Below are 23,876 nucleotides of genomic sequence, written 5' to 3'. Positions count from 1 at the left end.
TTGTTGTTGAGCACACAAAGTGCGTCTTGAGGGGCAATTTAGGCCGTTGCGCCAAGCGCCGCTTATCATCGGACGACAACCGTTTTACAGTTGATGACAGCGCGCCTGGCGCAGGGGCTCAGAACGCCGAAAGGCCGCCGTCGACGGCGATGGCCACCTGATTCTGATAGCTGTCGTGCTTCATTTGGCGGCCCCCGTGGCCGCGCGGGCGAGGATCTTTTGCGCCAGGCTCATCCGGTGCACTTCGTTGGGGCCGTCATAGATGCGGAAGCTGCGGGCATCGCGAAAGATCCGCTCGACGATCGACTCGCCGGTAACGCCCTGCCCGCCCAGCACCTGCACACTGCGGTCGATCACCCGCCAGATCGCCTCCGAGCTGAGCACCTTGGCCATGCTCGACTCGACGTTACCCCGCTCGCCCTGGTCCAACACCCAGGCGCAATGCCAGATCGCCAGGCGCGTGGCATGCAGGTCCATCTCGTTGTCGGCGAGCATGAAGCCCACCCCCTGATGCTCGCCCAGCGGCTTGCCGAACGAGACCCGGCGGTTGGCATAGGCACAGGCCTCGTCATGGGCGCGGCGGGCCTGGCCCAGCCAGCGCATGCAGTGGGTCAGGCGCGCTGGCGCCAGGCGCACCTGGGCGTAACGGAAGCCTTTGCCCCCTTCGCCGAGCACATCGCTGGCCGGCACCCGCAAGTTTTCGAAACGCAACACCGCATGGCCGCCGGCAAAGCAGCTGTCCAGCGAGTCCATCATGCGCTCCAGGATGAAGCCCGGGCGGTCGGTGTCGGTCAGGAACATCGTCGCGCTGCCGTCTTCCATGCGCGCCATGATGATCGCCAGCTGCGCGCCTTCGGCCCCGGTGATGAACCATTTCTGGCCATTGATAACGTAGTCGTCACCGTCACGCACGGCCAAGGTGGTCAGCATCGAGGGGTCGGAGCCGGCGCCCGGGCTGGGCTCGGTCATGGCGAAGCACGAGCGGATATGGCCCTGCACCAGTGGCCGCAGCCAGCGGTCTTTTTGCGCCGGCGTGGCCACCTGCTCCAACAGGTGGATATTGCCCTCGTCCGGGGCGTGGATGTTCAGGGCCACCGGGCCGAGTGGCGAATAGCCCGCTTCTTCGAAAATGATCGCCTTCTCGACATGGCGCAAGCCCAGGCCACCCATTTCACGCGCGGCATGCGGGGTCAGCAGGCCGTGCTCGCGGGCCCGATCGAGCAGCGCCTGGCGCAGTTCGGGCGAGGGGCCGTGGGCGGTCTGGCGGCGGTCGTGCTCCAGGGGTATGACGCTTTCGGCAATGAACTGCCGGGTCTTGGTTTGCAGGGCGAGCAGCTCGGCGGAAAGGGCGAAATGCATGGTGGGGTTCCTTGTAGAGGGAAAGGCTCAGGCGTGCAGGCGGCGCGGGTCGATGGCGGCATGCAGGTGCTCCATCACGGTTTTGTCGATCGAGGCCTTGCCGGGGTCGTACGGGGTGTAGTTGAGGGTGCGGATGAACGCGTGCTGTGCTTGCGTGCCGGCCATGTCGATATCGACGATGTTCAGGCAAGCAGGGTCTTGTTCGAAGGCGGCCAGCCCGCCCAGCCCCGCGCCGCTGGCCCAGGCCAGGAGGATGCGGTTGACGGCGTCGTGGCTGACCAGCAGCAACGATGTCCAGCCGGGCTCGGCCAGCAATTGCTGGAAGCTGTCCAGCACCCGTTGCTGGAACGCCACCCAAGGTTCGCCGCGCAAAAAGGCGGCGCCGGGGCGGTCGGCCAGGTGATAGGCCTGGGCCACTTCGCGGTGCAGGCAGCCTGGGGGTATTTCCCGCAGGCGGCCGGCCCGCACCTCGCGCAAGGCGGCGCGCTGCTCCACCGCCAAGGTGCGCGGACCCAGCAGTTGGTCGAGGGTCTGGCGGGTGCGCGGGTAGTCCGAACACACCGCCCGGTCGAACCGGGTGTGCGCCAGCACCTGGCCCAACGCCTGGGCCTGGGCCACGCCTTGCGCGGACAGCGGCACATGGCGCGGGTCGAGGGGCCGGCCATCGGCGTCGAAGTAATCGACATGGCCATGCCGAACCAGGTAGCAGCGGCGACGCTGGGCGGGCTGGTCAGTCATGGGCCAGCACCTTCGGGTTGCTGATGCTCAACTGCGCCCGGTTGATCGCCCGCAGCGCCGCCAGTAAACGTGTTGGGTCCTGATCGTAGGCGCCTTGGCGAATGCGCCGCGCCAGCAACGCACGGGCCTGTTCAAGCCCCGTCGCTGCCTGGCCGTGCTGCGCCAGCAAGGCCTCCAGGGCCTGGCGCTCGACCTCGGCACAGTCCGCCGCCTGCGCCAGTTCGCGGCTGGCGATCAACATGGCGCTGGCGACCATCCGGCCTTGATAGTGCAACCCTTTCGGCAACGCCGGCAGTAGATGGGTGAGCAGGGTGTCGCGCGCCGTCACAAGCAGGTCGCGGGCATCGGGCTGGTTCATGCGTGGCCTCCACGGGTGAGCAAGAGGATTTCCTGTTCGAGTTCGCTGACCATCCGCCCGGTCAGCGCCAGCTCCAGCGAGCGTTGCTGGCCAGACACATGGCGTTCGGCCTGCTGCAGGGCGATTACCGCCCAGCGCAGGTGGGCCATGACCTGCCAGAAGCGCAGCGCCTGGCTGTCCAGTTCCAGCGCCGACACGCTGCGGTATCCGGCGAGCAAGTCCTGCAGATGGCCGATGCCGCCCGCCTCCAGGTCCGGCCGGCCGAAGCGCCAGCAGCGCGCGGTGAACCAGCCCAGGTCTTCACGCGGGTCACCCCAGCCAGCGAACTCCCAATCCAGTACGCCGGTCAGTGCACCGGCCTCGACCATGTAGTTGCCAGTGCGGTAGTCGCGGTGCAGCAGGCACGTGGGCAAGGGCGCAGGCTTGTTCAGCTCACACCAGCGCAAGCCCCACTCCAGCACCGGGTGGCTGCCTGGCAAGGCATCCAGAAACTGGCGGTACTGGTCGACGCTGGCTTGCACCGTGTCGGGTGCAGCGGCGGGCAGAAACGCCAGCGCCTGCTGCGGCGGGCGTACCTGATGCAGGCGCGCCAGGTTGGCGCCCAACTGCCGGCACAGTGCCGGGTTGCCCTGGGGCGCGTCTTGTGCGGACGTCAGGCGGTGGCCACTGGCAGTGCCGGCCAGCGCCTGCATGATGAAAAAGTCGCGGCCGATGACCTGCGGGTCCTGGCACAGCCAAAGGGGCTTGGGTACGTTGACACCGGCTTGGTGGACCACGTCGAGCACCGCGAACTCCTGCTCGCGGGTCATGCTGGCGGCTACTGCGGAAGCAGCGTCGGTGCGCAGTACCCAACGCTGTGGTTGGCCTGCGACTTCGGCCTCGAGCAGCCAGTTTTCCTGGATGGCACCGCCTGACAATCGCTCGCTGCGGGTGAGGGTCACGGGGTGGCTGGCGAGTTGGTTTTGTAGGTAGGTAGAGAGCTTTGAACGGGCGTCTGGGATGTCGATGCGAGCGCTGGGGGGGAGCGCGGGATGGGTGATGGGCATGGTGGGTCCAATTGGCTGGTCATTCGTGGACTAGCCGATTGCAAGATGATTGCCAGGTCGTTTATTGGTTTTATTATTTGTTATTAATCAATGGTTTATTTCGATTTTTTGGCTTGATTTCATGGCGGATTTGACCGGGGGCGGTTCAAATTTGAACGGGTTTTTCAGGGCTGATGTGTTCGCCACAACATTTGCAGCGCCTGGGAGATCGAGCGCCGCCCGCGCGGCGCTTCGCAGCACAAGGCTGCTCCCACATCTGTTTCGGGCCAGTGAGGCCTGTGAGATTTGCGCGCGACCGCCTTAGGAATAATTGGCCCGAGAAAAATGTAGGAGCAGCCTTGTGCTGCGAAGCGCCGCGCGGGCGGCGCTCGATCTCCCAGGCACCAAAAATGTTGTGACAAACACCCCCCACCCCCTACGATACCTGGCTGACCCGACGGAGCACTGCTCGCCATGCACCTTCCCGCGCTCAAACCCAACCAGCTGCGCCCACCCGCCGAACCACCCAGGGCCTTACAGCGCACCCGGTTGCTCGACCACCTGGCCAGCGCGCTGGACGACGGCGCTGTCATCCTCCTGCAAGCGCCCTTGGGCTACGGCAAAAGCACCCTGCTCGGCCAGTTCGCCCGCCGCCTCACCAGCCCCTTTGCATGGCTGCGCCTGACCCGCGCCGAAAACCAGCCCCTGGCCCTGCTGCTGCACCTGCACGCCGCCCTTCAATTGCCGGCGTCACACCGCGAATCCCCCCAGGCCGAACCGCTGTGGAGCCACATCCTCGCCGACCTCGAAGCCCGCCAGGCCCCGGTAACGTTACTGCTCGACGACCTGCACCTGCTCAACGCCGCCCAGGCCTGGCAGTACCTCGACACCCTGCTGCACGACCCGCCACCAGCACTGCGCCTGCTCGCCGCCAGCGAAGGCCCGCCGGCGTTACCCCTGGCCCACCTGCGCCGCGACGGCCGGCTGGCCGTGCTAAGCGCGCGTGAACTGGCCCTGGACAGCGAAGAGACCGGCCAGCTGGCACTGGCCCGTGACGTCCGCCTGGGCAGCGACGCGCTGTACCAACTGCGCGCCGGCAGCGAGGGCTGGCCCAGCGGCGTGCTGTTCTGGTTCGAGGCCTACCGCGAAGCGCTGCAGAGCACCGGCCAGCCGCCCGGCGACCTGCGCCCGATCACGCGTCAGGCCTACGCCCATGCCCGGCAGTTTCTGGAAGAAGAACGCCTGCAGCGCTTGCCCACCGCCTTGCGCGGCTTTCTTGAACACACCGCCGTGGCCCAGGTGTTCGATGCGGGGCTGGCCGGTGAATTGGCCACCGATACCGATGTGACGGCGGCGCTGCGCCACTTGCAGCGGCTGGACCTGATCATCGAAATGCCCCAGGCCAGCCACGCCGAATACCGCTACCACCCTGCCCTGCGCAACAGCCTTTACCAACGCCTCGAACAACGCGACCCGCAGCGCCTGCGGCAACTGCACCGCCAAGCCGCGAACTGGCTGCTGGCGCAGCGCCGCTTCACCGAGGCGATCTACCAGTACGGCCGGGCCAGGGACCTGGACGCCGTGCTCGGCATCGTCGACCGGCATGGCTTCGAGCTGTTACGCGAAGGTAAGGTCAACACCCTGGTCGATGTGCTCGACGAGGTGGCCGGCCATGCCGGCAACGACAGCTTCACCCTGGCCGTGACCGAAGCCTCCACGGTGATGGTCACCAACGACATCGCCCAGGCCTGCCAATGCCTGCGCCAGCTGTATGCCCTGCAGCGCCGCCACGCTGTGCCGCGCCACCCCGAGCGGGTGCAGCAGACGGTGATGTTCCTGCGTAGCCGCCTGGCCTACCTGGGCGGCAACCTGGCGCACGGCCTGGCCTTGGCTGCACGGGCATTGCAGCAGTTTGGGCAGCACAACGCTGCGCGCTCGGTGCTGTATTTCGACCGGGCCAACTGCCTGGCGGCCTTGGGTGAGCTGCAACCGGCCCACGCCGAAGCCAGCCGCGCCCTGGTCGAACTGCAAGGCTTCGGGCTGAGCGGCTACACCAACTTGCTGCAACTGCTGCTGGGCCAGATCGAACTGGCCCAAGGCGCCAGCGAAGCGGCCTGGGAACGCCTGCAAGGCATGGCCGAGCAGCCCGCTGCCGGCAGTTCGGGGCGTTTCTATGAGCTGTTCCGCCACTTGGGCAAAGGCCTGGCCCTGCTGCAAGCCAACCAGCTAAGCCAGGCGCGCCACGCCCTGGCCCAGGCCGAAGTACTGGCGCTGGGCTTCCCGCACAGCGCCGCGCTGCCCTGGGTGTTCCACCACCAGGCCTGCCTGCACTGGGCGCTGGGCGAGACCGCCCAGGCCAAGGCGCGCTGGCAAGAAGTGCGCCGGCTGGCCTTGCAGTTCCGCCTGTTCACCCTGTACCGCCAGGCCGGGGCCTGGCTGGCGCGCCTGGCGCTGCGTGACAACGACACCGACTACCTGCCCGGCTGGCTTGACCAGTGGCACTGGTGCAGCCGCCAGTATGACCAGCAGTTGCTGCCTGAAGAGTGGCTGGCCTATGCCTGGGTGCAGCGCCACCTGGGGCAGCGCGACAAGGCGCGGCAGATCCAGGCGACACTGCACACCCAGGCTGAGGCGAACACCAACCGCCGCCTGTTGCTCGACACCCTGTTGCTCGACGCAGCCCTGCACCAGGACCGTGGCGCCCACGACCAGGCCCTGCACAGCCTCGAACAGGCCTTGCAACTGGCGTGTGAATACGGCTTCGGGCAATTGTTGCAGTACGAAGGCGAAGCGTGCCTTGAAGCCTTGCGCGAGTTGCTGCTGCCACAGGTTCGCGAGCGCCTGGCCTTGGCGGTCCCGCCACCGTCACGCGAGCGCCTCAATGCCCTGTTCCGCCCCCTGCTGGCAGGGCGAGACAGCACCGACAGCGCGTTGATCGTGCCGCTGTCGCGCCGTGAACTGGAGGTGCTGCAACGCATGGCACGCGGGCAAAGCAACGGGCAGATTGCCGAGGCGATGTTCATCAGCCTGAGCACGGTCAAGACCCACATCAACAACCTGTTCCGCAAACTCGACGTGGCCGACCGCGACAGCGCCTTGTGCTCAGCGCGCGAATTGCAATTGCTGAACTGACCTCCACCCGCACGCCACGCCGATTCCACCCCCCATTCCACCGGGGGGGTGGACGCGGCGCGCGGGGCCTGCCTGCTACAACATGCCGAATCCACCCAGCCAGGAGTCCGGCATGCCCAGCTACACCGCCCCGTTGCGCGATATCACCTTCGTTGCCCAGGAGCTGCTCGACCTGAGCGGCCACTATCAACAGCTGTCTGGCTGCGAAGCCCCCGACGCGGACACTTTCGCCGCCATCGTCGAGGAAGGCGCCAAGTTCGCCGAGCAGGAACTGGCACCGCTCAACGCCGTGGGCGACCAGCACGGGTGCCAATGGCAGGATGGCAAGGTCAGCACCCCGCCGGGCTTCGCCGAGGCCTTCAAGCGCTTTGCCGCCAACGGCTGGCTGGGCCTGGACAAAGACCCGGCCTACGGCGGCCAGGGCTTGCCGCCCTCGCTGGGCTTCGTCAACCACGAGATGATCTGCAGCGCCAACCACGCCTGGGGCATGTACGGCAACCTCACCGGCGGCGCTATCAGCACCCTCAGCGAGCATGCCGACGAGGCCCTGCGCCAGCGTTTTCTGCCGCCAATGATCGCCGGCCGCTGGAGCGGCACCATGTGCCTGACCGAGGCCCATTGCGGCTCGGACCTCGGCCTGCTGCGTACCAGCGCCCGGCCCCAGGCCGACGGCAGCTACCGCATCAACGGCAGCAAGATCTTCATCTCGGCCGGTGAGCACGACCTGACAGAAAACATCGTGCACCTGGTGCTGGCGCGCATCGAAGGCGCACCGGCCGGGGTCAAGGGCATTTCGCTGTTTGCCGTGCCAAAGGTCCAGGTCGATGCTGATGGCAGCCTGGGCGCCCCCAACGGCGTCAGCTGCGGGTCTATCGAACACAAGATGGGCATCCACGGCAACGCCACCTGCGTGCTCAACTTCGACGGCGCCACAGGCTACCTGCTGGGCGAAGCCAACCGTGGCCTGAACGCCATGTTCACCTACATCAACGAATCGCGCCTGGCAGTTTCACAGCAGGCTCAGGCCCACGCCGAAGCCTCGTTCCAGGGGGCCTTGGCCTATGCCCGCGACCGCGTGCAGATGCGTGCCACACCGCGCCTGCGCGACGACCAGGCCGCCGACCCGATCATCGGCCATGCCGATGTCCGGCGCATGCTGCTGACCCAAAAGGCCTATGCCGAAGGCGGTCGCATGCTCGCCTACACCTGCGCCAAGGGCGTCGACCTGCTGCACCACGGCGCCACCCCAGGTGTGCGCCAGGCCGCGGCTCGCCGGCTGGCCTTGCTCACCCCAATTGCCAAGGGCTTTTTGACCGAAACCGGCAACGAAGCTGCGCAGTTGGGCATCCAGGTCTTCGGCGGCCACGGTTTCATCCGCGAATGGGGCATGGAGCAGATCGCCCGCGATGTGCGCATCACTGCGATCTACGAAGGCACCAACACCATCCAGGGCATCGACCTGCTGACCCGCAAAGTGCTGGCCGATGGCGGTGAAGCCCTGGACGAACTGCTCAGCGAAATAGAAGCCTTCATTCAGAACACCTCGGCCTCAGCCGACCTCGCCCAGGCCTTGCAACAGCGCGTCAGCGCCTGGCGCGACGTCAGCGAATGGCTGCGCGACGCCAGCAGCACCGACGCCAACCTGATCGGCGCCAGCGCCTTCGACTACCTGATGCTCTGCGGCTACACCCTGATCGGCTACCTGTGGCTGCGCGCCGCCTGCGTCGCTGAACAGGCACTGGCGGCCGGCAGCGACGACGTCGCGTTCTACCAGGGCAAGCGCGAGACCGCGCGTTTCTACCTGCAGCGCCTGCTGCCGCGGGCCAGCCTGCACGAGACGCTGATCCGCACGGGCAGTGACAACCTGATGAACATCAGCGACGCCGCCTTCGCCCGCTGACCCTGCCTGGCAGGCTCCGCTGCCGAGTCCCCCAGGGCAGCGGGTTTTTCGGCGGTGGCCAACGCTCCGGGCCGCCGCCTCGTTTTTTTCAGGACACCAACAGGAAGGTTCCCATGCCGCTGATCGACTATCGCCGCGATAACCAACTGGCCTTGATCGGCCTGTGCCACGCCCCCGTCAATGCCCTGGGCCACGACCTGCGCCAGGCACTGCTACAGGCCTGCACCCAGGCCGCCAGCGACCCTGAGGTCAAGGCAGTCATCCTGCATGGGCGCTCACTGCCGTTCAGTGCTGGCGCCGACATCAGCGAGTTCGGCAGCCCACGCACCTGGCAGGCACCCGCCCTGCCCGAATTGCTAGAAACGCTGACCACCCTTGCCAAGCCACTGATCGCCGCCATCGATGGCGTGGCGCTGGGCGGCGGGCTGGAACTGGCCCTGGCCTGCAGCCATCGCGTTGCCAGCGCCACTGCCCGCCTGGGCCTGCCGGAGGTACGCCTGGGCCTGCTGCCCGGTGCCGGCGGTACCCAGCGCCTGCCACGGCTGATCGGCGTGGCGCCCGCGCTGGAGCTGATGCTCGGCGGCGAACCGATCGATGCCCGCCAAGGCCTGGCACTGGGGCTGGTAGACCGCTTGGTCGAACCCGGCCAGGACCTGCTCGACCAAGCGTGCGCCTTTGCCCACGAGCAGCTCGCCCACCCCGCCCCGCCAAGGGTTACACCCGCGCACCCAGCCGAGGGCCTGTTCGCCACGCACGAGGCCCAGCTGGCTGCCCGCAAACCTGGCCAACGGGCGCCACTGCGGGTACTGGCAGCCGTGCGCGCGGCCTGCGAACTGCCGTTGGCCGAAGGCCTGGCCCGCGAACAGGCGCTGTTCCGCGAAGCGCTGCAAGACCCCCAGGCCACTGCACTGCGCCATCTGTTTTTTGCTGAACGCGAGGCGCTGCGCATTCCCGGTGTCGACGCGGCCACCGCGCTGCGCCACATCGCCCAGGTTGCCGTGATCGGAGCCGGCACCATGGGCGCCGGCATCGCCATGAATTTCATCAACGCCGGCCTCCCCGTGCGCTTGCTGGAGCTCAAGCCCGAGGCCCTGGACCGCGGCTTGGCGCAGATCCGCAAACACTACGAAAGCGCCATCAAGCGCGGCAAGCTCACCGCCGAGCAACTCGAACAGCGCATGAGCCTGCTGCAAGGCACCCTCGATTACGCCGACCTGGCTGACGCTGACCTGGTGATCGAAGCGGTGTTCGAAGACCTGTCGATCAAACAGTCGGTGTTCCGCACCCTCGACCGGGTGTGCAAGCCCGGCGCGATCCTGGCCAGCAACACCTCGACCCTGGATGTCGACCGCATCGCCGCCTGCACCCGCCGCCCGCAGGACGTGGTCGGCCTGCACTTCTTCAGCCCAGCGCATGTCATGCGCCTGCTCGAAGTGGTGCGCGGCCGGGCCACGGCGCCAGACGTGCTGGCCACTACGCTGAAAATCGCCAAGCGCATCGGCAAACTGCCGGTGGTGTCTGGCGTGTGCTTCGGCTTCATCGGCAACCGCATGCTCGAACCTTATGCCCGCGAGGCCCACCGCCTGGTCCTCGAAGGCGCCTCACCGGCCCAGGTGGACAAGGTGCTGACCGACCTCGGCCTGGCCATGGGCGTCTTCGCCATGTACGACCTGGCCGGCATCGACGTCGGTTACCTGGTGCGCCAGGCGCGGCGCAGCGAGATCGCCCACGACCGGAGCTACTTCCGCTTGGCCGACGAACTCTACACGCTGGGCCGCCACGGGCAGAAAAGCGGGCGCGGCTTCTACCGCTACGAGGGCCGCGAACGCATCGAAGACCCCGAGGTGGTGCAGCTCGCGGCGCAACTGGCCGCCAAGCTGGGCATCACCCGGCGCACCATCAGCGACGCAGAAATCCACGACCGCTGCCTGTTCATGCTGATCAACGAAGGCCTGCAGTTGCTCGACGAAGGCATCGCCCTGCGCAGTGGTGACATCGACCTGGTGTGGGTCAACGGCTACGGCTTCCCGGGCTGGCGTGGTGGGCCGCTGCATTACGCCCGCGACATCGGCCTGGACACCGTGCTGGCTGGCATCGAGCAATTGCGCGATCGCCTGGGTGCCTACGGCCACCTGTGGTTGCAGCCAGCCCCCTTGCTGCGGCGCCTGGCGAGCAGCACCGGCAAGCTGCGCGCGCAACACCGTTGAGCTGCCCTCTTCTGGCCATCAAGGAACCCCGTTCATGAAAGACGCCGTCATTCTCTCCACCGCCCGCACCCCGATCGGCAAGGCCTTTCGCGGTGCCCTCAACAACCTGCGCTCGCCCAGCCTGGCCGCCCATGCCATCCAGGCTGCCGTATCACGGGCCGGCATCGCTGCCGACGAAATCGAAGACCTGGTGATGGGCACCGCCATGCCCGCTGGCACCGCCGGCTGGAACCTGGGGCGTATGAGCGCGCTGGCGGCCGGGCTGCCCGTGTCGGTCAGCGGCCAAACCCTCGACCGCCAGTGCGCCTCCGGGCTGATGGCGATCGCCACCGCCGCCAAGCAGATCATCGTCGATGGCATGCACGTCACCGTTGGCGCCGGCCACGAAAACATCAGCGCGGTACAAGTGCGCAACCTCGAATGGGCGCTGGGCGAGCAGGACAACGCGGTTATCCAGCAGGTGCCGCACGCCTACATGCCGATGCTGCACACCGCCGAGCACGTCGCCCGGCGCTACGGCATCAGCCGTGACGCGCAAGATGCCTATGCGCTGCAATCGCAGCTGCGCACTGCCGCCGCCCAGCAGGCTGGGTTGTTCGAGGCCGAGATCGTGCCGGTAACTGCGCAGCAAAGGGTCAAGGACAAGCACACCGGCGAGATCAGCTACCGCCAGGTAACCCTGGCGCAGGACGAGGGCAACCGCCCGCAAACCCGCCTGGACGACCTGGCGCGCTTGCAGCCGGTGCTCGACGGTGGCTGCATCACGGCCGGCAACGCCAGCCAGCTGTCCGACGGTGCCAGCGCTTGCGTGCTGATGGACGCGCGCCTGGCCGAGCAGCGCAACCTCAGGCCGCTGGGCCTGTACCGGGGCATCGCCGTGGCCGGCCTGGCGCCGGAAGAGATGGGCATCGGCCCGGTGTACGCGGTGCCGCGCCTGCTCAGGCAGCATGGGCTGAACGTCGACGATATCGGCCTGTGGGAGCTGAACGAAGCCTTCGCCTGCCAGGTGTTGTATTGCCGCGACACCCTGGGCATCGACCCTGAGCGCCTGAACGTCAACGGCGGTGCCATCGCTATTGGCCACCCTTATGGCATGAGTGGCGCGCGGATGGTCGGGCATGCGCTGCTCGAAGGTAAACGGCGCCGGGTGCGGTATGTGGTGGTGACCATGTGCGTGGGCGGTGGCATGGGGGCGGCGGGCCTGTTTGAAGTGCTGTGAACACAACCGGACCGCAAGGGCTCCCACACCGCCCCTGCCCACTCACTGAATGATGAGGAACGCTCCATGCTAGCAACCCCTTTTTCCCTGGCCGGCAAGACTGTTTTGGTAACCGGCGCCTCCAGCGGCCTGGGTGCCCACTTCGCACGCTTGGCCCAGGCCGCTGGCGCCCGTGTGGTGCTGGCGGCGCGGCGGGTCGAACGCTTGCAGGCGCTGGTCGAGCAACTTGAAACCCAAGGCGGCGAAGCGTTGGCCGTGGCGCTCGACGTCACTCAACGCGACAGTGTCGAACAGGCCTTCGACCAGGCCGAGGCCCGCTTCGGTGTGGTCGATGTGGTCATCAACAACGCCGGCATCGGCGACCCTGGGCGCTTTCTCGAACTGAGCGGGCAGGACTGGCAGCGCATGCTCTCGACCAACCTCGATGGCGTGTTCCATGTCGCCCAATGTGCTGGCCAGCGCCTGGTCAAGGCCGGCCGCGCCGGAAGCATCGTCAACATCGCCTCGATCCTGGGCCTGCGCGTAGGGGCCGGGCTGAGCCACTACTGCACGGCCAAGGCCGGTGTGGTGCAGTTGACCAAGGCCATGGCGCTGGAGCTGGCCCGCTACCGGATCCGCGTCAATGCCATCGCCCCCGGTTACTTCAAGACCGAGATGAACGAGGCCTACTTCGACAGCGAGGCCGGCCAGGGTTACATCAAAGACCACGTGCCGATGCGCCGCCTGGGCCAATTGAGCGAGCTCGACGGCCCCTTGCTGTTGCTGGCCAGTGACGCCGGTGCATTCATGACCGGCAGCGTCCTCGCCGTGGATGGCGGGCACTTGGTCAACCCTTTGTAACAAGGAGCCTGCATGCCCACCGCCGCTTACCTGCCCCGCGTGGTCGCGCTGGTCACCCACTTGCGTTGCCCTGGAGCACCCAGCCCCATGGCCCGGCTGATCGAGCAGGTCAGCGCCGACTACCGGCAGCAGGCCCATGTCGAGGTGATTGAAACCACCCTCGGCAAGCTGCTGCCGCTGGCGCGCGAGCTGGAGAGGCGCCAGCAGGCCGACGTCATCCTGTGTTCCGGGGCCGCCGCCGACTACTTGCGCCAGCACTTGTCGACCTCGGTGCAGGCCCTGCACCTGGGCGAGCACGACCTGATCCGCGCCCTCGCCCTGGCCCACACGCGCACCCGGCGCGTCGGCGTGCTCAGCTTTGGCCAGCCCCACCCCGGGCTGGCGACGATGCAAGCGTTGCTCAACCTCAAGGTCCACGAGCACACCTATACCCGCCTGGAACAGGCCCGAGCGCAGGTCGCGCAGCTGGTCGCAGACGGTGTCCAGGTCATCATCGGGTCGCCGACGGTGTGCCAGCTGGCCGACGCGGCCGGTGCTCAGGGGGTGCTGGCCCTGGACAGCGACAGCCTGCGCCATGCGTTCGACAACCTGCGCATTCAGCCCCGGCGCAGCCGCAAGCCGCCTGCCGCGCAGCCGTTCATGACGCGCTATCGTTTCGATCAGTTGCTGGGTGATGCCCCGGCGTTCCGCGCGACCGTGCGGCTGGCGCAGCGCTACGCCGCGACCGACGCGACGGTACTGATCACCGGTGAAAGCGGCACGGGCAAGGAGTTGCTCGCACAAAGCCTGCACCACGCCAGCGCCCGCCAGCAGGGGCCGTTCGTGGCGATCAACTGCGCGGCCCTGCCGGAGTCGCTGCTCGAGAGCGAGCTGTTTGGCTTTGAAGACGGCGCGTTCACCGGCTCGCGCAAGGGGGGCAAACCCGGCCTGATCGAGCTGGCGCACGGTGGCACATTGTTCCTCGACGAAGTCGGCGACATGCCCGCGCCGCTGCAAACCCGTTTACTGCGTGTGTTGCAGGAGCGCGAGGTGCTGCGCCTGGGTGGCTGCGCGCCGACACCGGTGGACATCCGCGTGATTGCCGCCACCCATTGCGACTTGCCAGCACGCATCGCCAACGGGCAGTTTCGCGCCGACCTGTTCTACCGCCTAAACATCCTGCGCCTTGCCGTGCCGCCCCTGCGCGATCGGCTCCAAGACATCCTGCCCCTGTTCGAGGCGCTGCTCGCACGGCACGGCGCAACACCGCTCGCCACACCGCAGCTGCAACCGCTGCTGCCCCTGCTGCTGCGCCACCGCTGGCCGGGGAACATTCGCGAGCTCGACAACATCGCCGAGCGCGCCGCGCTGTGCGCCCAAGCCTTGGTGGGCGCCGATGGCATCGACCTGGCCACGCTCTTCCCGGAATTTTTCGAGCATGTGCAGGCCGCCGCACAGCCGCTGCCCGCTAGCGACAACCTGCGCAGCCTGGGCAAGGCCGCCGAGGCGGCGCACGCCCGGCGCATGCTGGACAGCTGCGACGGCAACATGGACCAGGCTGCGCGTTGCCTGGGTGTCAGCCGCAGCACCCTGTGGCGGCGTTTGCGCGCATCCTGCGGATGACTTATCGCGAGGCGCCCGATACCCTTGGCCTCTGGTGGCCTGACGGTTTCGGGCCCAATCCTTTCTGCGCAGACGAGCATGTCATGAAAACCGCCGCAGGTTTGCTGCTGTCGGCCATCGAGCTGGACCGTGCCAGTGCCATCCCCCTGTACCGCCAGCTGTACCTGCAGATTCGCAAGCAGATACTCAATGGCAGGATCCAAGGTGGCGTGCGCCTGCCCTCGACCCGCACCTTGAGCAACGAGTTGGGGTTGTCGCGGATCACCATTCTCAATGCGTTCGATCAACTGATTGCCGAAGGCTTCCTGGCCTCGCGCACCGGCGCCGGCACCTATGTCGGCACGGAATGGGAAAGCCGCGGCAGCGAGCCCGAGCAGCCCCAGCCGCCGCCGCGCCTGTCCGACCTGAGCCAGTCGATGCTGTCGCTGCGCAGCGATCATTTTCGCGGCGTCTCGTACACCGACTGGGACCCGGCCACCCCGACCTCGTTCCTGCCCAGCCACAGCACCTACGAAGCCTTCCCCCAGGCGATATGGCGGCGGCTGATGAACCAGCACCTGCTTAAGCCCACCAAGGCGATGCTGGGCTACGGTGAGCTGCAAGGTTTGCAGGCCTTGCGCAGCGCCATTGCCGAGTATGTGTTCGATGCCCGTGGCATCGACTGCGATGCCGGGCAGGTGGTGATCGTGTCTGGCGCGCAGCAAGCGTTCAACTTGCTGGGCATGTTGCTGCTCAACCCCCAGGACAGTGTATGGATGGAAGACCCGGGGCACATCGCCGCGCGCATTGCCTTGCAGGCGCAAGGGGCGCGGGTGACCGCGTTGCGTGTCGATGAACACGGGATCGACGTGGAGCAAGGCCTGTGCGAATGCCCTGAGGCCCGGTTAGTGTTCTGCACCCCCTCGCGCCAGCACCCATTAGGCGTCACCTTGAGTTACGCGCGGCGCCAGGCCTTGATCGACTGGGCCGCGCAACAACAAAGCTGGATCATCGAAGACGATTGCGACAGCGAGTTCCGCTACGGTGGCCGTCTGCTGCCCGCCCTGTATGCCCTGGACCAGATGGCCCGGGTGATCTATGTCGGCACCTTCAGCAAAGTGCTGTTTCCGTCACTCCGGCTGGGCTACGTGATCCTGCCGCCGGCGCTGGTCGAACCCTTCTGCACCCTGCGTGCGGTCATGGACCGCAGCCCGCCCACACTGCTGCAGGCCACCACCGCTGACTTCATGGCGCAAGGCCATTTCATTGGCCACATCCGCCGCATGCGCGCGTTGTACAAGGCACGCCAGCAAGCCTTGATCGCACAGCTCGAACAGCACATGGGCGGCTTCTTCACCCTCACCCCGGCCGATGCGGGCATGCACCTGATCGCCTGGCTGCCCCCTGAGCTCAACGATGCCGACATCGCCCGGCAACTGGCTGAGCACGGCATCCACACCTACCCCTTGAGCGACTACAGCATCCAGCATGCGCAACCACCTGCACTGCTGATCGGCTTTGCCGGCACGCCGGAAAACCAGGCCGCAGCGCGCGTCCAGGCACTGGCCCAGGCCTTGCGCACACTGGGGTACCTGCCCGCAAACACCTGAGGCCAGGCAAGTGGTCCTATCGATTGGCGGATAATGGATCTATCGAACGTTCCTCACTGGCGCGATAAAGGTTGCGCCGGTAGACCCCGGCGTCTGAACCAGGAACGACGCTAATGAACAATAAGATCCAGGAACGTTTCAACGCCTTGCTGAGCCACAACGTGGTGGAACAGGCGCCAGCCCCCGTGCTGACCCAGGCACTGGCCCAGCGCTTGCTCGAACGCCTCGGGCAACTGCGCCTGTTTGCTCATGCCTACCCGCTGCTGACCAACCTCACCCACGGCCGGGTCACTCCCGCCGACCTGCTCGACTTCGCCTATCGCCACGAGCTGCAAGGCCTGAGCCTGCACGTGCTCGACGGCGAGCAGAACAGCCTGAGCCAGATGACACCCGCCCAGCTTCAGGCATTTGCCGACAAGGCCAAGGCGCTGGGGCTGGACGTGCATGTGGAAATCAGCAGCACGCTGAAGAAAGACGTCGACCAGGTGATCGCCATCGCCAAGGCCCTGGGGGTGCGCAACATCCGCGTCTACTCGCGTTACGAGGGCACACTGTCGCGGGTCATGGACATCATCGAGAGCGACCTGCACTACCTGGCGCAGCAGGCCGACGCCCACGACCTGTACTTTGACTTCGAGCAACACGAAGAGCTCAAGAGCGACGAGATCGCCCAGTTGCTCAAACGCCTCGACCACCCTCGCCTGCATGCCCTGTTCGACTTTGGCAACATGATCAATGCCTGCGAACAGCCCCTGCAGGCCCTGCGCAACCTGGCGCCGCACATCCGCCAAAGCCACCTCAAGGGTGTGCGCATCGTGGCCGAACACAACGGCTTCGGCCATTACGGCGTGCTGCAAGGCAGCGCCGATGACGACCTGCCCAGTGCCCGCATGCTGTTCGAGCTACTGATGCTGGGCGACACCGCCCCGCAGGTGATCGCCTTCATCCTCGAGCAGGAAAACCACTACGTGGCCCCGGCCTTCCGCCAACAGCAAGAAGCGGCCGACCCCTTCATCGCATATCGGGAAATGAGCGACACCCCCCTGCCGGCCGGCTTCACCCTGGAACGCATGCTGGCTGACGAACACCGTTGGGCGAACAACCAGGTGGCCTACGTGCGCGGCCTGCTGAACGAGTTTCGCACCCTGGCCGAGCTGACCTTGGCCAACGCTTGAACCTGGCGACCCGACTACCTGCGGAGAACAACAATGACAGCCCAGAACAAAGCCAAATGGCTCCGATTCCTGATCCTCGTCCTTGGCGGCGGTACCGTCTACAAGCTGGCGAACCTCAAGGATGCCTTCTACGTCCCCATGCAGGCATTCATGGGCCTGAGCCACACTGAAATCGGCCTGCTACTCAGCGCCAACGCGATCATCGCCACCGCACTGTTCGTGGTCGGCGGCATGCTCGCCGACCGCTTCGAGACGCGCAGGCTGATCCCCCTGGGCCTGATCGGCACCGGCTGCCTGGGTGTGTACCTGGCCACCTTCCCGCCGTTCAGCAGCTTGCTGATCGTGTTCAGCCTGCTGGCCGTGTGTGCCGACTGCCTGTTCTGGCCATCGCTGCTCAAGGCCATCCGCAACCTGGGTAACGACCAGGAACAAGGGCGCCTGTTCGGCCTGCTCGAAGGCGGGCGCGGCGTGGTCGATACGCTGGTCGCGTTTGCCGCACTGGGGGTGTTCGTGGCCATGGGCTCGGGCGAAAGCGGCCTGAAGTCAGCGATCCTGTTCTACTCGATCATCGACCTGCTGGCCGGCACCCTCACCTGGTTCCTGCTCAAGGGCGACAGCGCGCCGTCGCTGGCCAAGCCGAAAAATGGCCTGGCCAACCTGATGGAGGCGATCAAGGTGCCGGGTATCTGGCTGGTCAGCCTGAATGTGTTCATGGTCTACATCGTTTATTGCGGCCTGACCTACTTCATTCCCTACCTGAAGGAGATGTACGGCTTGCCGGTGGCGCTGGTGGGTGCCTACGGCATCATCAACCAGTATTTCCTGAAGATTCTGGGCGGGCCTGCCGGCGGGTTCATTGCCGACAAGCAGTTCAAGAGCACCAGCCGCTACCTGAAGTGGGCCTTTCTGGCACTGTTGCCGCTGATGGCGGTGATCATGCTGATTCCGAAAAGCCCGACCTTCATCTATGCCGGCATGGCCGCCACCCTGTCCTTTGCGTTGATCGTGTTCTCCATGCGCGGCGTGTTCTGGGCGCCGATGGGCGAAGTCGGTATTCCCCAGCACATCACCGGTTCCGCCTTCGGCATCGGCTGCCTGATCGGTTACGCGCCGGGCATGTTTGCCTACGTCATCTACGGTGCGATCCTCGACCACTTCCCCGGCCAGCAGGGGTACAACTGGGTCTTCACCTTGATGAGTATCCTGGCCGTTGCAGGGTTCATGGTGTCCAGCCTGCTGTACCGGGCCGTTAGAAAGAATGCCCTGGCTGCAGGTGGGATGAGTGCGGCGCAAGCATGAAGCATGAACACCCTCGGCCAGCTTCGACGGTGGCGGCTGGCCTAGGGTTCCCTAGGGGTAAGGTTTGCATGTCGGTCTGGCGCCTGACGCCCGCACGGGGTACAACTGGACCTTTTAGGAGGCCACCATGCTCCGTGTGTTTGAACGACGGCTAGACCCCTTCCCACCCGACGAGGCCCCGCCGCCACCGGTCGGCCTGCTGCGTTTTCTGTGGGCCTGCACGCGTGGCGCGCGTGGTTACGTACTGGCGCTGGCGCTGCTCAGCGCCGGTGTGTCGATCTACGAAGCCTGGCTGTTTTCCTTTCTCGGCCAGGTCGTCGACCTGCTCTCGACCTGGCAAACGGGCGGCGCTGAAGCGGCTCAGGAAAGCCGCGTGCTATGGGGCATTGGCATCGTATTGCTGACCAGCATCGGGCTGGTGGCGCTGCGCACGATGGTGCAGCACCAGGTACTGGCGATTAATCTGCCGCTGCGGCTGCGCTGGGACTTCCATCGGCTGATGCTGCGGCAAAGCCTTTCTTTCTTTTCTGACGAGTTTTCCGGCCGTGTCACCACCAAGGTGATGCAGACCGCACTGGCCGTGCGCGAAGTGCTGTTCACCCTGATCGAAATCGCCCCCGGCATTGGCGTGTACTTCATCGCCATCATCGCGCTGGCGGGCGGTTTTGCCTTGAAGCTGATGCTGCCGTTCATTGCCTGGGTTGCGCTGTTTGGGCTGGCCTTGCTGTACTTCGTGCCGCGCCTGGGCAAAGTCGGCCAGGAACAGGCCCATGCGCGCTCATCGATGACCGGGCGCATCTCGGACGCCTACACCAACATCACCACCGTGAAGCTGTTTTCGCATTCCAAACGCGAAGCGCACTTCGCGCGCGCGGCGATGGAGGACTTCAAACAGACCGGTTTTCGCCAGATGCGCCTGGTCAGCCAGTTCGAAATCGTCAATCAGGCCTTGGTGGTCGGGTTGATCATCGGCGCTGGCGGCTATGCCCTGTGGTTGTGGCACCAAGGCGAAGTCGGCACCGGTGCGGTGGCAGCGATTACCGCCATGGCCTTGCGCATCAACGGCATGTCGCACTGGATCATGTGGCAGATGACCTCACTGTTCGAGAACATCGGCACCGTGCAGGACGGCATGGCCACCTTGACCCGCGGCCCCAAGGTGCAAGATGCGCCGAATGCCGGGGTGTTGCTGACGTCGGGCGGCGCGGTGAGCTTCGACACTGTCAGCTTCAACTACAACGGTGAGCGGCAGGTGCTCGATGGCCTGAGCCTGAACATTCGCGCCGGTGAGAAAGTCGGCCTGGTGGGGCGGTCCGGTGCGGGCAAGTCGACGCTGATCAACCTGCTACTGCGCTTTTACGACGTGGACCACGGCGCCATTCGCATCGATGGGCAAAACATTGCCCAGGTGACCCAGGACAGCCTGCGCAGCGCCATCGGCATGGTCACGCAGGACACCTCCCTGCTGCACCGCTCGATTCGCGACAACATCGCCTACGGCCGCCCCGACGCGAGCGACGCGCAAATCCGCGAGGCCGCCGCCAATGCCCAGGCCGACGGGTTCATCAACCAGCTGAGCGACCGCCAAGGCCACAGCGGCTACGACACGCTGGTGGGTGAGCGCGGCATCAAGCTGTCCGGTGGCCAACGTCAGCGCATTGCCATCGCCCGGGTAATGCTCAAGAACGCCCCGATCCTGCTGCTCGACGAGGCGACCAGTGCGTTGGACTCCGAGGTCGAAGTCGCTATCCAGGAAAGCCTCAATGAGATGATGCACGGCAAGACCGTCATCGCCATCGCCCATCGGCTGTCCACAATTGCTGCCATGGACCGGCTGATCGTGATGGATGAAGGGCGGATCATCGAACAAGGCACCCACGCCGAACTGCTGGCCCGCAACGGCACCTATGCACGGCTTTGGCAGCACCAGAGTGGCGGCTTCTTGGGTGAAGACCAAGGCGTAGCGGAGGCCATGGAGTGAGCCTGCGGGGTGGCAGCCGGTTGCGGCTACCACCTGCCCTGCGCTGTTTGCATCGGGTCAGCATCGGTTATACTTCTTAATCATTTTTTTACCCTTACCGTCGCTGACACACGAGATCGCATGAACACATCCCCTGCACTGCAACCGGGCGCCGACAGCAGCGAGGCCACTGCGCCGACCGACCTGAATGATCTGGTTGGCTACGCCTTGCGCCGCGTGCAGATGAAGGTGTTTCAGCACCTTGTCGAGTGCCTGACGCCCTACGACCTGCGGCCTGCACAGTTTTCTGCGTTGGCCATCATCGCGCAAAACCCAGGCCCTACGCAGGCCGAGCTGGCCAAGGCGTTGAACATCGAGCCGCCCCAAGTGGTGCCGCTGCTCAACAAGCTTGAAGAAGCGGGCCTGGCCCTGCGCGTGCGCAGCAAGGCAGACAAGCGCTCTTATGGCCTGTACCTGAGCAAAGCGGGTGAGAAGCTGCTGAAAACGCTGTATGGGGTAGCTGAAGAGAGTGACCGTGCCGCTACGGCCAATCTGGATGATGACGAGCGGCGGCAGTTGCTTGCCCTGCTGCGCAAGGTCTACTAGGCCCTGTACGCCTGCGCCTTAACGCATCCCCAATTCGGCATCATCCATCAGCGCCTTGGCCAAGGCGCTTAAGTAATGTGAGGCCCAGATCAGCTGCGGGTTGTCGTCCATTACGCCGGCGATGGTCAGGTCTCGCACAACGCCCATCAGTTCTGAGGCTTGCTCACGGGCGTCTTGGCAAGGGATGCCGGGTTCGATGCAGAACAGCGGCTGGGTCTTTTTTTCGCCCTGGTAGAACTTGGTCTTGCCGACCGTGGTTGGGGCTTTTGCAATGTCCGTGGTCATTGTTCACTCTCTTCGAAGTTTTACAGCCGGGCCTCTTCGCAGTGCAAGCCCACTCCCCCGCCGGTCCAGCGCGTTTCAGTGTAGGAGCAGCCTTGTGCTGCGAAGAGGCCGGTGGCAGCCCTGAAGATTCCCGGTTTGGTCACCGGCCTCTTCGCAGCACAAGGCTGCTCCTACACTGGAATGCGTAAGCCGCGAGGATCAAACAACGCGTTAGCTGTGGCTTAGTGCTGAGTCCGTGGCTGATGCGCCGGCATCTGCACCTGGATCAACGCCGACTCCAGCAGCACACGCAGTGCCTCCAGCTCATGCATCGTCGCCATCATCAAGATCGACACGGGTGATTTGGGCTGTAGGAGAATGGCCTGATTTGCCACGGACTGTGCGCACAAGGCGTAGTCCGCTGCCTGGATGAGGGTGTCTTCTAGGGAATGGTGGTTGTGGGGTGGATCGGGGACTATTTTTAGCATCACTTAATCCTTTCATGGTGCAGCCACCTGCCTGCTGTCAAACAGAAGGGTGGCAGCTGTACGTGGGTTGACAGACCGGCGGATTAAGCAAAGTTCCGGCGCACGCAAGCGTGCCCGCACGTACAGCCGCCATTGAAGCGAGCTATATGCTTAATACCGTCGCGGCCTGTCAAAGCCGATCGCTGTTTTCAGCGACACGCCGAGACTAGAGCGCTGCCTGAACAGCCGCAACGGAAAAAAGGCGGCAGGAGTATGTTTGGGAAATGCCCTACAAGGAAGGGGTTAAATCTGATTTTCTCTCTCCGAAGTTTCACAGCTGAGCCTCTTCGCAGCGGTCACGCACGGTCTGGGTAGGAGCAGCCTTGTGCTGCGAAGAGGCCGGTGGCAGCCCTGAAGATTCCCGGTTTGGTCACGGGCCTCTTCGCAGCACAAGGCTGCTCCTACACTGATATGCGTAAGCGTTGAGGACCAAATGACTTTGTGGGAGCGGGTTAACCCGCGAAGAGGCCAGACCTGGCAACGCAGTAGCTGTGCTTTAGTGCTGGGGGCGCAGCCTCCTGTACCGCGCTGTCGCTTGATCACTTGGAGTGGATGTTCAACTTTAGCTCGTCGGCACCTGCTTCGGCTCATTCACCGGGTCGCCGTTGCAGTACACGTACGGCGAGCCATTTTGAGTAGCAAGCAGACCTGCACCCGCAGGCACCTGATAGCGGTGCAGCTGCCCATCGTACAAACGATCACCATTGCCCAAGTGGTACAAGCTCAAAGGGTTAAGCGGTTCGCCTTTAAAACCCAGCCAGGTAGTGGATGCTAAGTCGCGAACACGAAACCCATAGGGCAGGTAGCTGTAATAGTCCGGGGCGGTAGATTGGCCGTGCTTAAGGCTGGCGAACACGGTGCCCGCAGCATCGCGCAGTTCGAACGTGCAGGTCGTTGAGTCCCACACGTCTTCAGTGGCCTCTGTGATTTGCTGCAAAAAGCACGAGGGGCTTTTATTGAGCAGCACCATCCGCCGTTTCGCTGCCTTGCCGGTAAAGTGATCGCCCAGTTGTTGAACGGCATAGATCGACCCTTCCCGGTAGTGATACACCTCACGCTGCTCACCTAGCACCACTTCCCTGATCCGCCCCTGAATGTCATAGGCAAACTGGTAATCCGCGCCCTCCCCCCCTGCCTGGCTGCTGTATGACTTGATCTGTCCATTCGCGTGATAACCGAGCTTGCGCTTGCTGCGTTTCAAGGTGCGGCCGCGTTGATCGTTGACTTGCGGGTCGCCGTTCGATGAGATCAGTGCACCTGGGCGGTCTGGGTCATAGCCGTAAGTAGAAACACCTGGCCCCTTGCTCGACTTGTGGCTGCGCGACACAACGTTGCCATCGGTGTCGTACGTAAATATCTGCTCGGTATAGGCTTTGTTGCTGCTGCTGACAGGCGCATTCTCGCCCGTGCAGTACCATTTATGCAGACGCTCATCGCTGTCGTACGTGTAATGGTCGCTGCGGTACTCCTTGTGATCGACCTTTAGCACAGACTGCTTCAGCCGCCCATCACTAAGCAACGTTCGCTCAAGGCTCAGCGTAGGAAAGCCGTCGCCACTGAAGGTGCGCGTAGTTTCATTGCCTGACGGGTCATAGGCGTAACTCACCGTGATCAAGGCGCCGCTGCAGACATCCTTGATGGTTTCCTGAGTGAGTTGGCCTTCGTCGTTGTAGGTGCTGGTTGTCTGGCATGCCGAACTGGCTGAACTGACAACGCGGTGGTTGGTGTCGTAGGTGAACGTTGTGGTAGTACCCGTAATGTCGTCGAAGCTGAGCAACTGGCCGGCCGCCGAGTAGATGTGCAGGGAGGTGGCCGTTTGCTTCGTACCCTTGAAGGTGGGCGCGCAGGCTTCACTGAATTGGCGCTTGGCAAGGTCCAGCGTGCCACTGTAGCCAGCAGCAAGGTAATCTGGCATGTCCTTAGGCTCAGCGTCTTGAAACAGCGTGGCGAGCGGCCCATCGCTGCCAAGGGCGAGTGATTGTTGGCTCGCAAACTCCAAGCGCACGTTACCTACTGCACTATTAAAAAGAACGACGCGCAGGTTATTTTCTGCAGATTGATTGTCCATATTGAGCT

Annotated in this window: 18 protein-coding genes; 11 read left to right on the top strand and 7 right to left on the bottom strand. The window is 64.9% G+C overall.

Features of this window, described 5'->3' with window-relative positions:
* Positions 1-180 precede the first annotated feature (180 nt).
* Genes D886_RS0124365 through D886_RS0124350 form a run of 4 tightly spaced genes read right to left on the bottom strand, consistent with a single transcriptional unit; the run spans position 181 to position 3,501 of the window.
* Positions 181-1,359, bottom strand: a complete 1,179-nt coding sequence (locus D886_RS0124365; protein ID WP_027596387.1) for an acyl-CoA dehydrogenase family protein — start codon at positions 1,357-1,359, stop codon at positions 181-183.
* Between the two features lie 27 nt (positions 1,360-1,386).
* Positions 1,387-2,097 carry a histidine phosphatase family protein gene (locus D886_RS0124360; RefSeq protein ID WP_027596386.1) on the bottom strand — a complete coding sequence of 237 codons (711 nt, stop codon included), beginning with the start codon at positions 2,095-2,097 and terminating at the stop codon, positions 1,387-1,389.
* On the bottom strand, positions 2,090-2,455 hold the full coding sequence (locus tag D886_RS0124355; RefSeq protein WP_027596385.1) for a DUF6285 domain-containing protein: 366 nt from the start codon (positions 2,453-2,455) through the stop codon (positions 2,090-2,092). The genes D886_RS0124360 and D886_RS0124355 overlap by 8 nt, the downstream gene beginning before the upstream one ends.
* On the bottom strand, positions 2,452-3,501 hold the full coding sequence (locus tag D886_RS0124350) for a phosphotransferase family protein (RefSeq protein ID WP_033694343.1): 1,050 nt from the start codon (positions 3,499-3,501) through the stop codon (positions 2,452-2,454). Before D886_RS0124350 ends, D886_RS0124355 begins: the two co-directional genes overlap by 4 nt.
* Before the next feature lie 453 nt (positions 3,502-3,954).
* On the opposite strand from D886_RS0124350, the gene D886_RS28685 reads away from it, so the two are divergent.
* The 11 genes from D886_RS28685 (at position 3,955) to D886_RS0124295 (ending at position 21,009) form a co-directional block, all read left to right on the top strand.
* Positions 3,955-6,612: a LuxR C-terminal-related transcriptional regulator gene (locus tag D886_RS28685; RefSeq protein WP_027596383.1), complete on the top strand. Its 2,658-nt coding sequence runs from the start codon at positions 3,955-3,957 to the stop codon at positions 6,610-6,612.
* 112 nt (positions 6,613-6,724) lie between these two features.
* A complete protein-coding gene (locus tag D886_RS0124340; RefSeq protein WP_027596382.1) occupies positions 6,725-8,512 on the top strand; it encodes an acyl-CoA dehydrogenase C-terminal domain-containing protein in 1,788 nt (595 codons plus the stop codon).
* A gap of 113 nt (positions 8,513-8,625) precedes the next feature.
* Positions 8,626-10,719 (top strand): 3-hydroxyacyl-CoA dehydrogenase NAD-binding domain-containing protein, encoded by a 2,094-nt coding sequence (locus tag D886_RS0124335; RefSeq protein WP_027596381.1) that lies wholly within the window; start codon positions 8,626-8,628, stop codon positions 10,717-10,719.
* A 34-nt stretch (positions 10,720-10,753) separates the two neighbouring features.
* Positions 10,754-11,938, top strand: coding sequence for an acetyl-CoA C-acyltransferase (locus D886_RS0124330; protein WP_027596380.1), 1,185 nt, complete (start codon positions 10,754-10,756; stop codon positions 11,936-11,938).
* A 66-nt stretch (positions 11,939-12,004) separates the two neighbouring features.
* Complete coding sequence (locus D886_RS0124325; protein ID WP_027596379.1) at positions 12,005-12,778, top strand: SDR family NAD(P)-dependent oxidoreductase; 774 nt, start codon at positions 12,005-12,007, stop codon at positions 12,776-12,778.
* Positions 12,779-12,790: 12 nt separating this feature from the next.
* Positions 12,791-14,380, top strand: coding sequence for a propionate catabolism operon regulatory protein PrpR (prpR, locus tag D886_RS0124320; RefSeq protein ID WP_027596378.1), 1,590 nt, complete (start codon positions 12,791-12,793; stop codon positions 14,378-14,380).
* An 83-nt stretch (positions 14,381-14,463) separates the two neighbouring features.
* Positions 14,464-15,969 carry a PLP-dependent aminotransferase family protein gene (locus tag D886_RS0124315; RefSeq protein WP_027596377.1) on the top strand — a complete coding sequence of 502 codons (1,506 nt, stop codon included), beginning with the start codon at positions 14,464-14,466 and terminating at the stop codon, positions 15,967-15,969.
* Between the two features lie 113 nt (positions 15,970-16,082).
* Positions 16,083-17,144: a sugar phosphate isomerase/epimerase gene (locus tag D886_RS0124310; protein WP_027596376.1), complete on the top strand. Its 1,062-nt coding sequence runs from the start codon at positions 16,083-16,085 to the stop codon at positions 17,142-17,144.
* A gap of 33 nt (positions 17,145-17,177) precedes the next feature.
* On the top strand, positions 17,178-18,443 hold the full coding sequence (locus D886_RS0124305; RefSeq protein WP_027596375.1) for an MFS transporter: 1,266 nt from the start codon (positions 17,178-17,180) through the stop codon (positions 18,441-18,443).
* A 127-nt stretch (positions 18,444-18,570) separates the two neighbouring features.
* Positions 18,571-20,424, top strand: coding sequence for an ABC transporter ATP-binding protein (locus D886_RS0124300; RefSeq protein WP_027596374.1), 1,854 nt, complete (start codon positions 18,571-18,573; stop codon positions 20,422-20,424).
* Positions 20,425-20,544: 120 nt separating this feature from the next.
* The gene (locus D886_RS0124295) at positions 20,545-21,009 is read left to right on the top strand and encodes a MarR family winged helix-turn-helix transcriptional regulator (protein WP_050580787.1); all 465 of its coding nucleotides are present in this window, start codon (positions 20,545-20,547) and stop codon (positions 21,007-21,009) included.
* Between the two features lie 18 nt (positions 21,010-21,027).
* Here D886_RS0124295 and D886_RS0124290 read toward each other — a convergent pair whose 3' ends face one another.
* From D886_RS0124290 to D886_RS0124280, 3 genes are all read right to left on the bottom strand, one after another.
* Positions 21,028-21,294 (bottom strand): DUF3077 domain-containing protein, encoded by a 267-nt coding sequence (locus tag D886_RS0124290; RefSeq protein WP_027596372.1) that lies wholly within the window; start codon positions 21,292-21,294, stop codon positions 21,028-21,030.
* 221 nt (positions 21,295-21,515) lie between these two features.
* Complete coding sequence (locus tag D886_RS0124285; protein WP_027596371.1) at positions 21,516-21,761, bottom strand: hypothetical protein; 246 nt, start codon at positions 21,759-21,761, stop codon at positions 21,516-21,518.
* A gap of 601 nt (positions 21,762-22,362) precedes the next feature.
* Entirely contained in the window at positions 22,363-23,868 is a 1,506-nt protein-coding gene (locus tag D886_RS0124280) for a hypothetical protein (RefSeq protein WP_081717554.1), read from the bottom strand.
* Positions 23,869-23,876: the final 8 nt, after the last annotated feature.

Origin of the sequence: Pseudomonas sp. LAIL14HWK12:I7 (assembly GCF_000483465.1) — a bacterium.
GTDB lineage: Bacteria > Pseudomonadota > Gammaproteobacteria > Pseudomonadales > Pseudomonadaceae > Aquipseudomonas > Aquipseudomonas kermanshahensis.
The sequence above is the reverse complement of the archived record's forward strand: the minus strand, read 5'-3'. Positions and strand labels throughout refer to the sequence as shown.

Bases quoted from the DNA above. Each gene is read 5' to 3' on its own strand.
- D886_RS0124365 (WP_027596387.1), bottom strand. From the start codon at position 1,359: ATGCATTTCGCCCTTTCCGCCGAGCTGCTCGCCCTGCAAACCAAGACC.
- D886_RS0124360 (WP_027596386.1), bottom strand. From the start codon at position 2,097: ATGACTGACCAGCCCGCCCAGCGTCGCCGCTGCTACCTGGTTCGGCAT.
- D886_RS0124355 (WP_027596385.1), bottom strand. From the start codon at position 2,455: ATGAACCAGCCCGATGCCCGCGACCTGCTTGTGACGGCGCGCGACACC.
- D886_RS0124350 (WP_033694343.1), bottom strand. From the start codon at position 3,501: ATGCCCATCACCCATCCCGCGCTCCCCCCCAGCGCTCGCATCGACATC.
- D886_RS28685 (WP_027596383.1), top strand. From the start codon at position 3,955: ATGCACCTTCCCGCGCTCAAACCCAACCAGCTGCGCCCACCCGCCGAA.
- D886_RS0124340 (WP_027596382.1), top strand. From the start codon at position 6,725: ATGCCCAGCTACACCGCCCCGTTGCGCGATATCACCTTCGTTGCCCAG.
- D886_RS0124335 (WP_027596381.1), top strand. From the start codon at position 8,626: ATGCCGCTGATCGACTATCGCCGCGATAACCAACTGGCCTTGATCGGC.
- D886_RS0124330 (WP_027596380.1), top strand. From the start codon at position 10,754: ATGAAAGACGCCGTCATTCTCTCCACCGCCCGCACCCCGATCGGCAAG.
- D886_RS0124325 (WP_027596379.1), top strand. From the start codon at position 12,005: ATGCTAGCAACCCCTTTTTCCCTGGCCGGCAAGACTGTTTTGGTAACC.
- prpR (WP_027596378.1), top strand. From the start codon at position 12,791: ATGCCCACCGCCGCTTACCTGCCCCGCGTGGTCGCGCTGGTCACCCAC.
- D886_RS0124315 (WP_027596377.1), top strand. From the start codon at position 14,464: ATGAAAACCGCCGCAGGTTTGCTGCTGTCGGCCATCGAGCTGGACCGT.
- D886_RS0124310 (WP_027596376.1), top strand. From the start codon at position 16,083: ATGAACAATAAGATCCAGGAACGTTTCAACGCCTTGCTGAGCCACAAC.
- D886_RS0124305 (WP_027596375.1), top strand. From the start codon at position 17,178: ATGACAGCCCAGAACAAAGCCAAATGGCTCCGATTCCTGATCCTCGTC.
- D886_RS0124300 (WP_027596374.1), top strand. From the start codon at position 18,571: ATGCTCCGTGTGTTTGAACGACGGCTAGACCCCTTCCCACCCGACGAG.
- D886_RS0124295 (WP_050580787.1), top strand. From the start codon at position 20,545: ATGAACACATCCCCTGCACTGCAACCGGGCGCCGACAGCAGCGAGGCC.
- D886_RS0124290 (WP_027596372.1), bottom strand. From the start codon at position 21,294: ATGACCACGGACATTGCAAAAGCCCCAACCACGGTCGGCAAGACCAAG.
- D886_RS0124285 (WP_027596371.1), bottom strand. From the start codon at position 21,761: ATGCTAAAAATAGTCCCCGATCCACCCCACAACCACCATTCCCTAGAA.
- D886_RS0124280 (WP_081717554.1), bottom strand. From the start codon at position 23,868: ATGGACAATCAATCTGCAGAAAATAACCTGCGCGTCGTTCTTTTTAAT.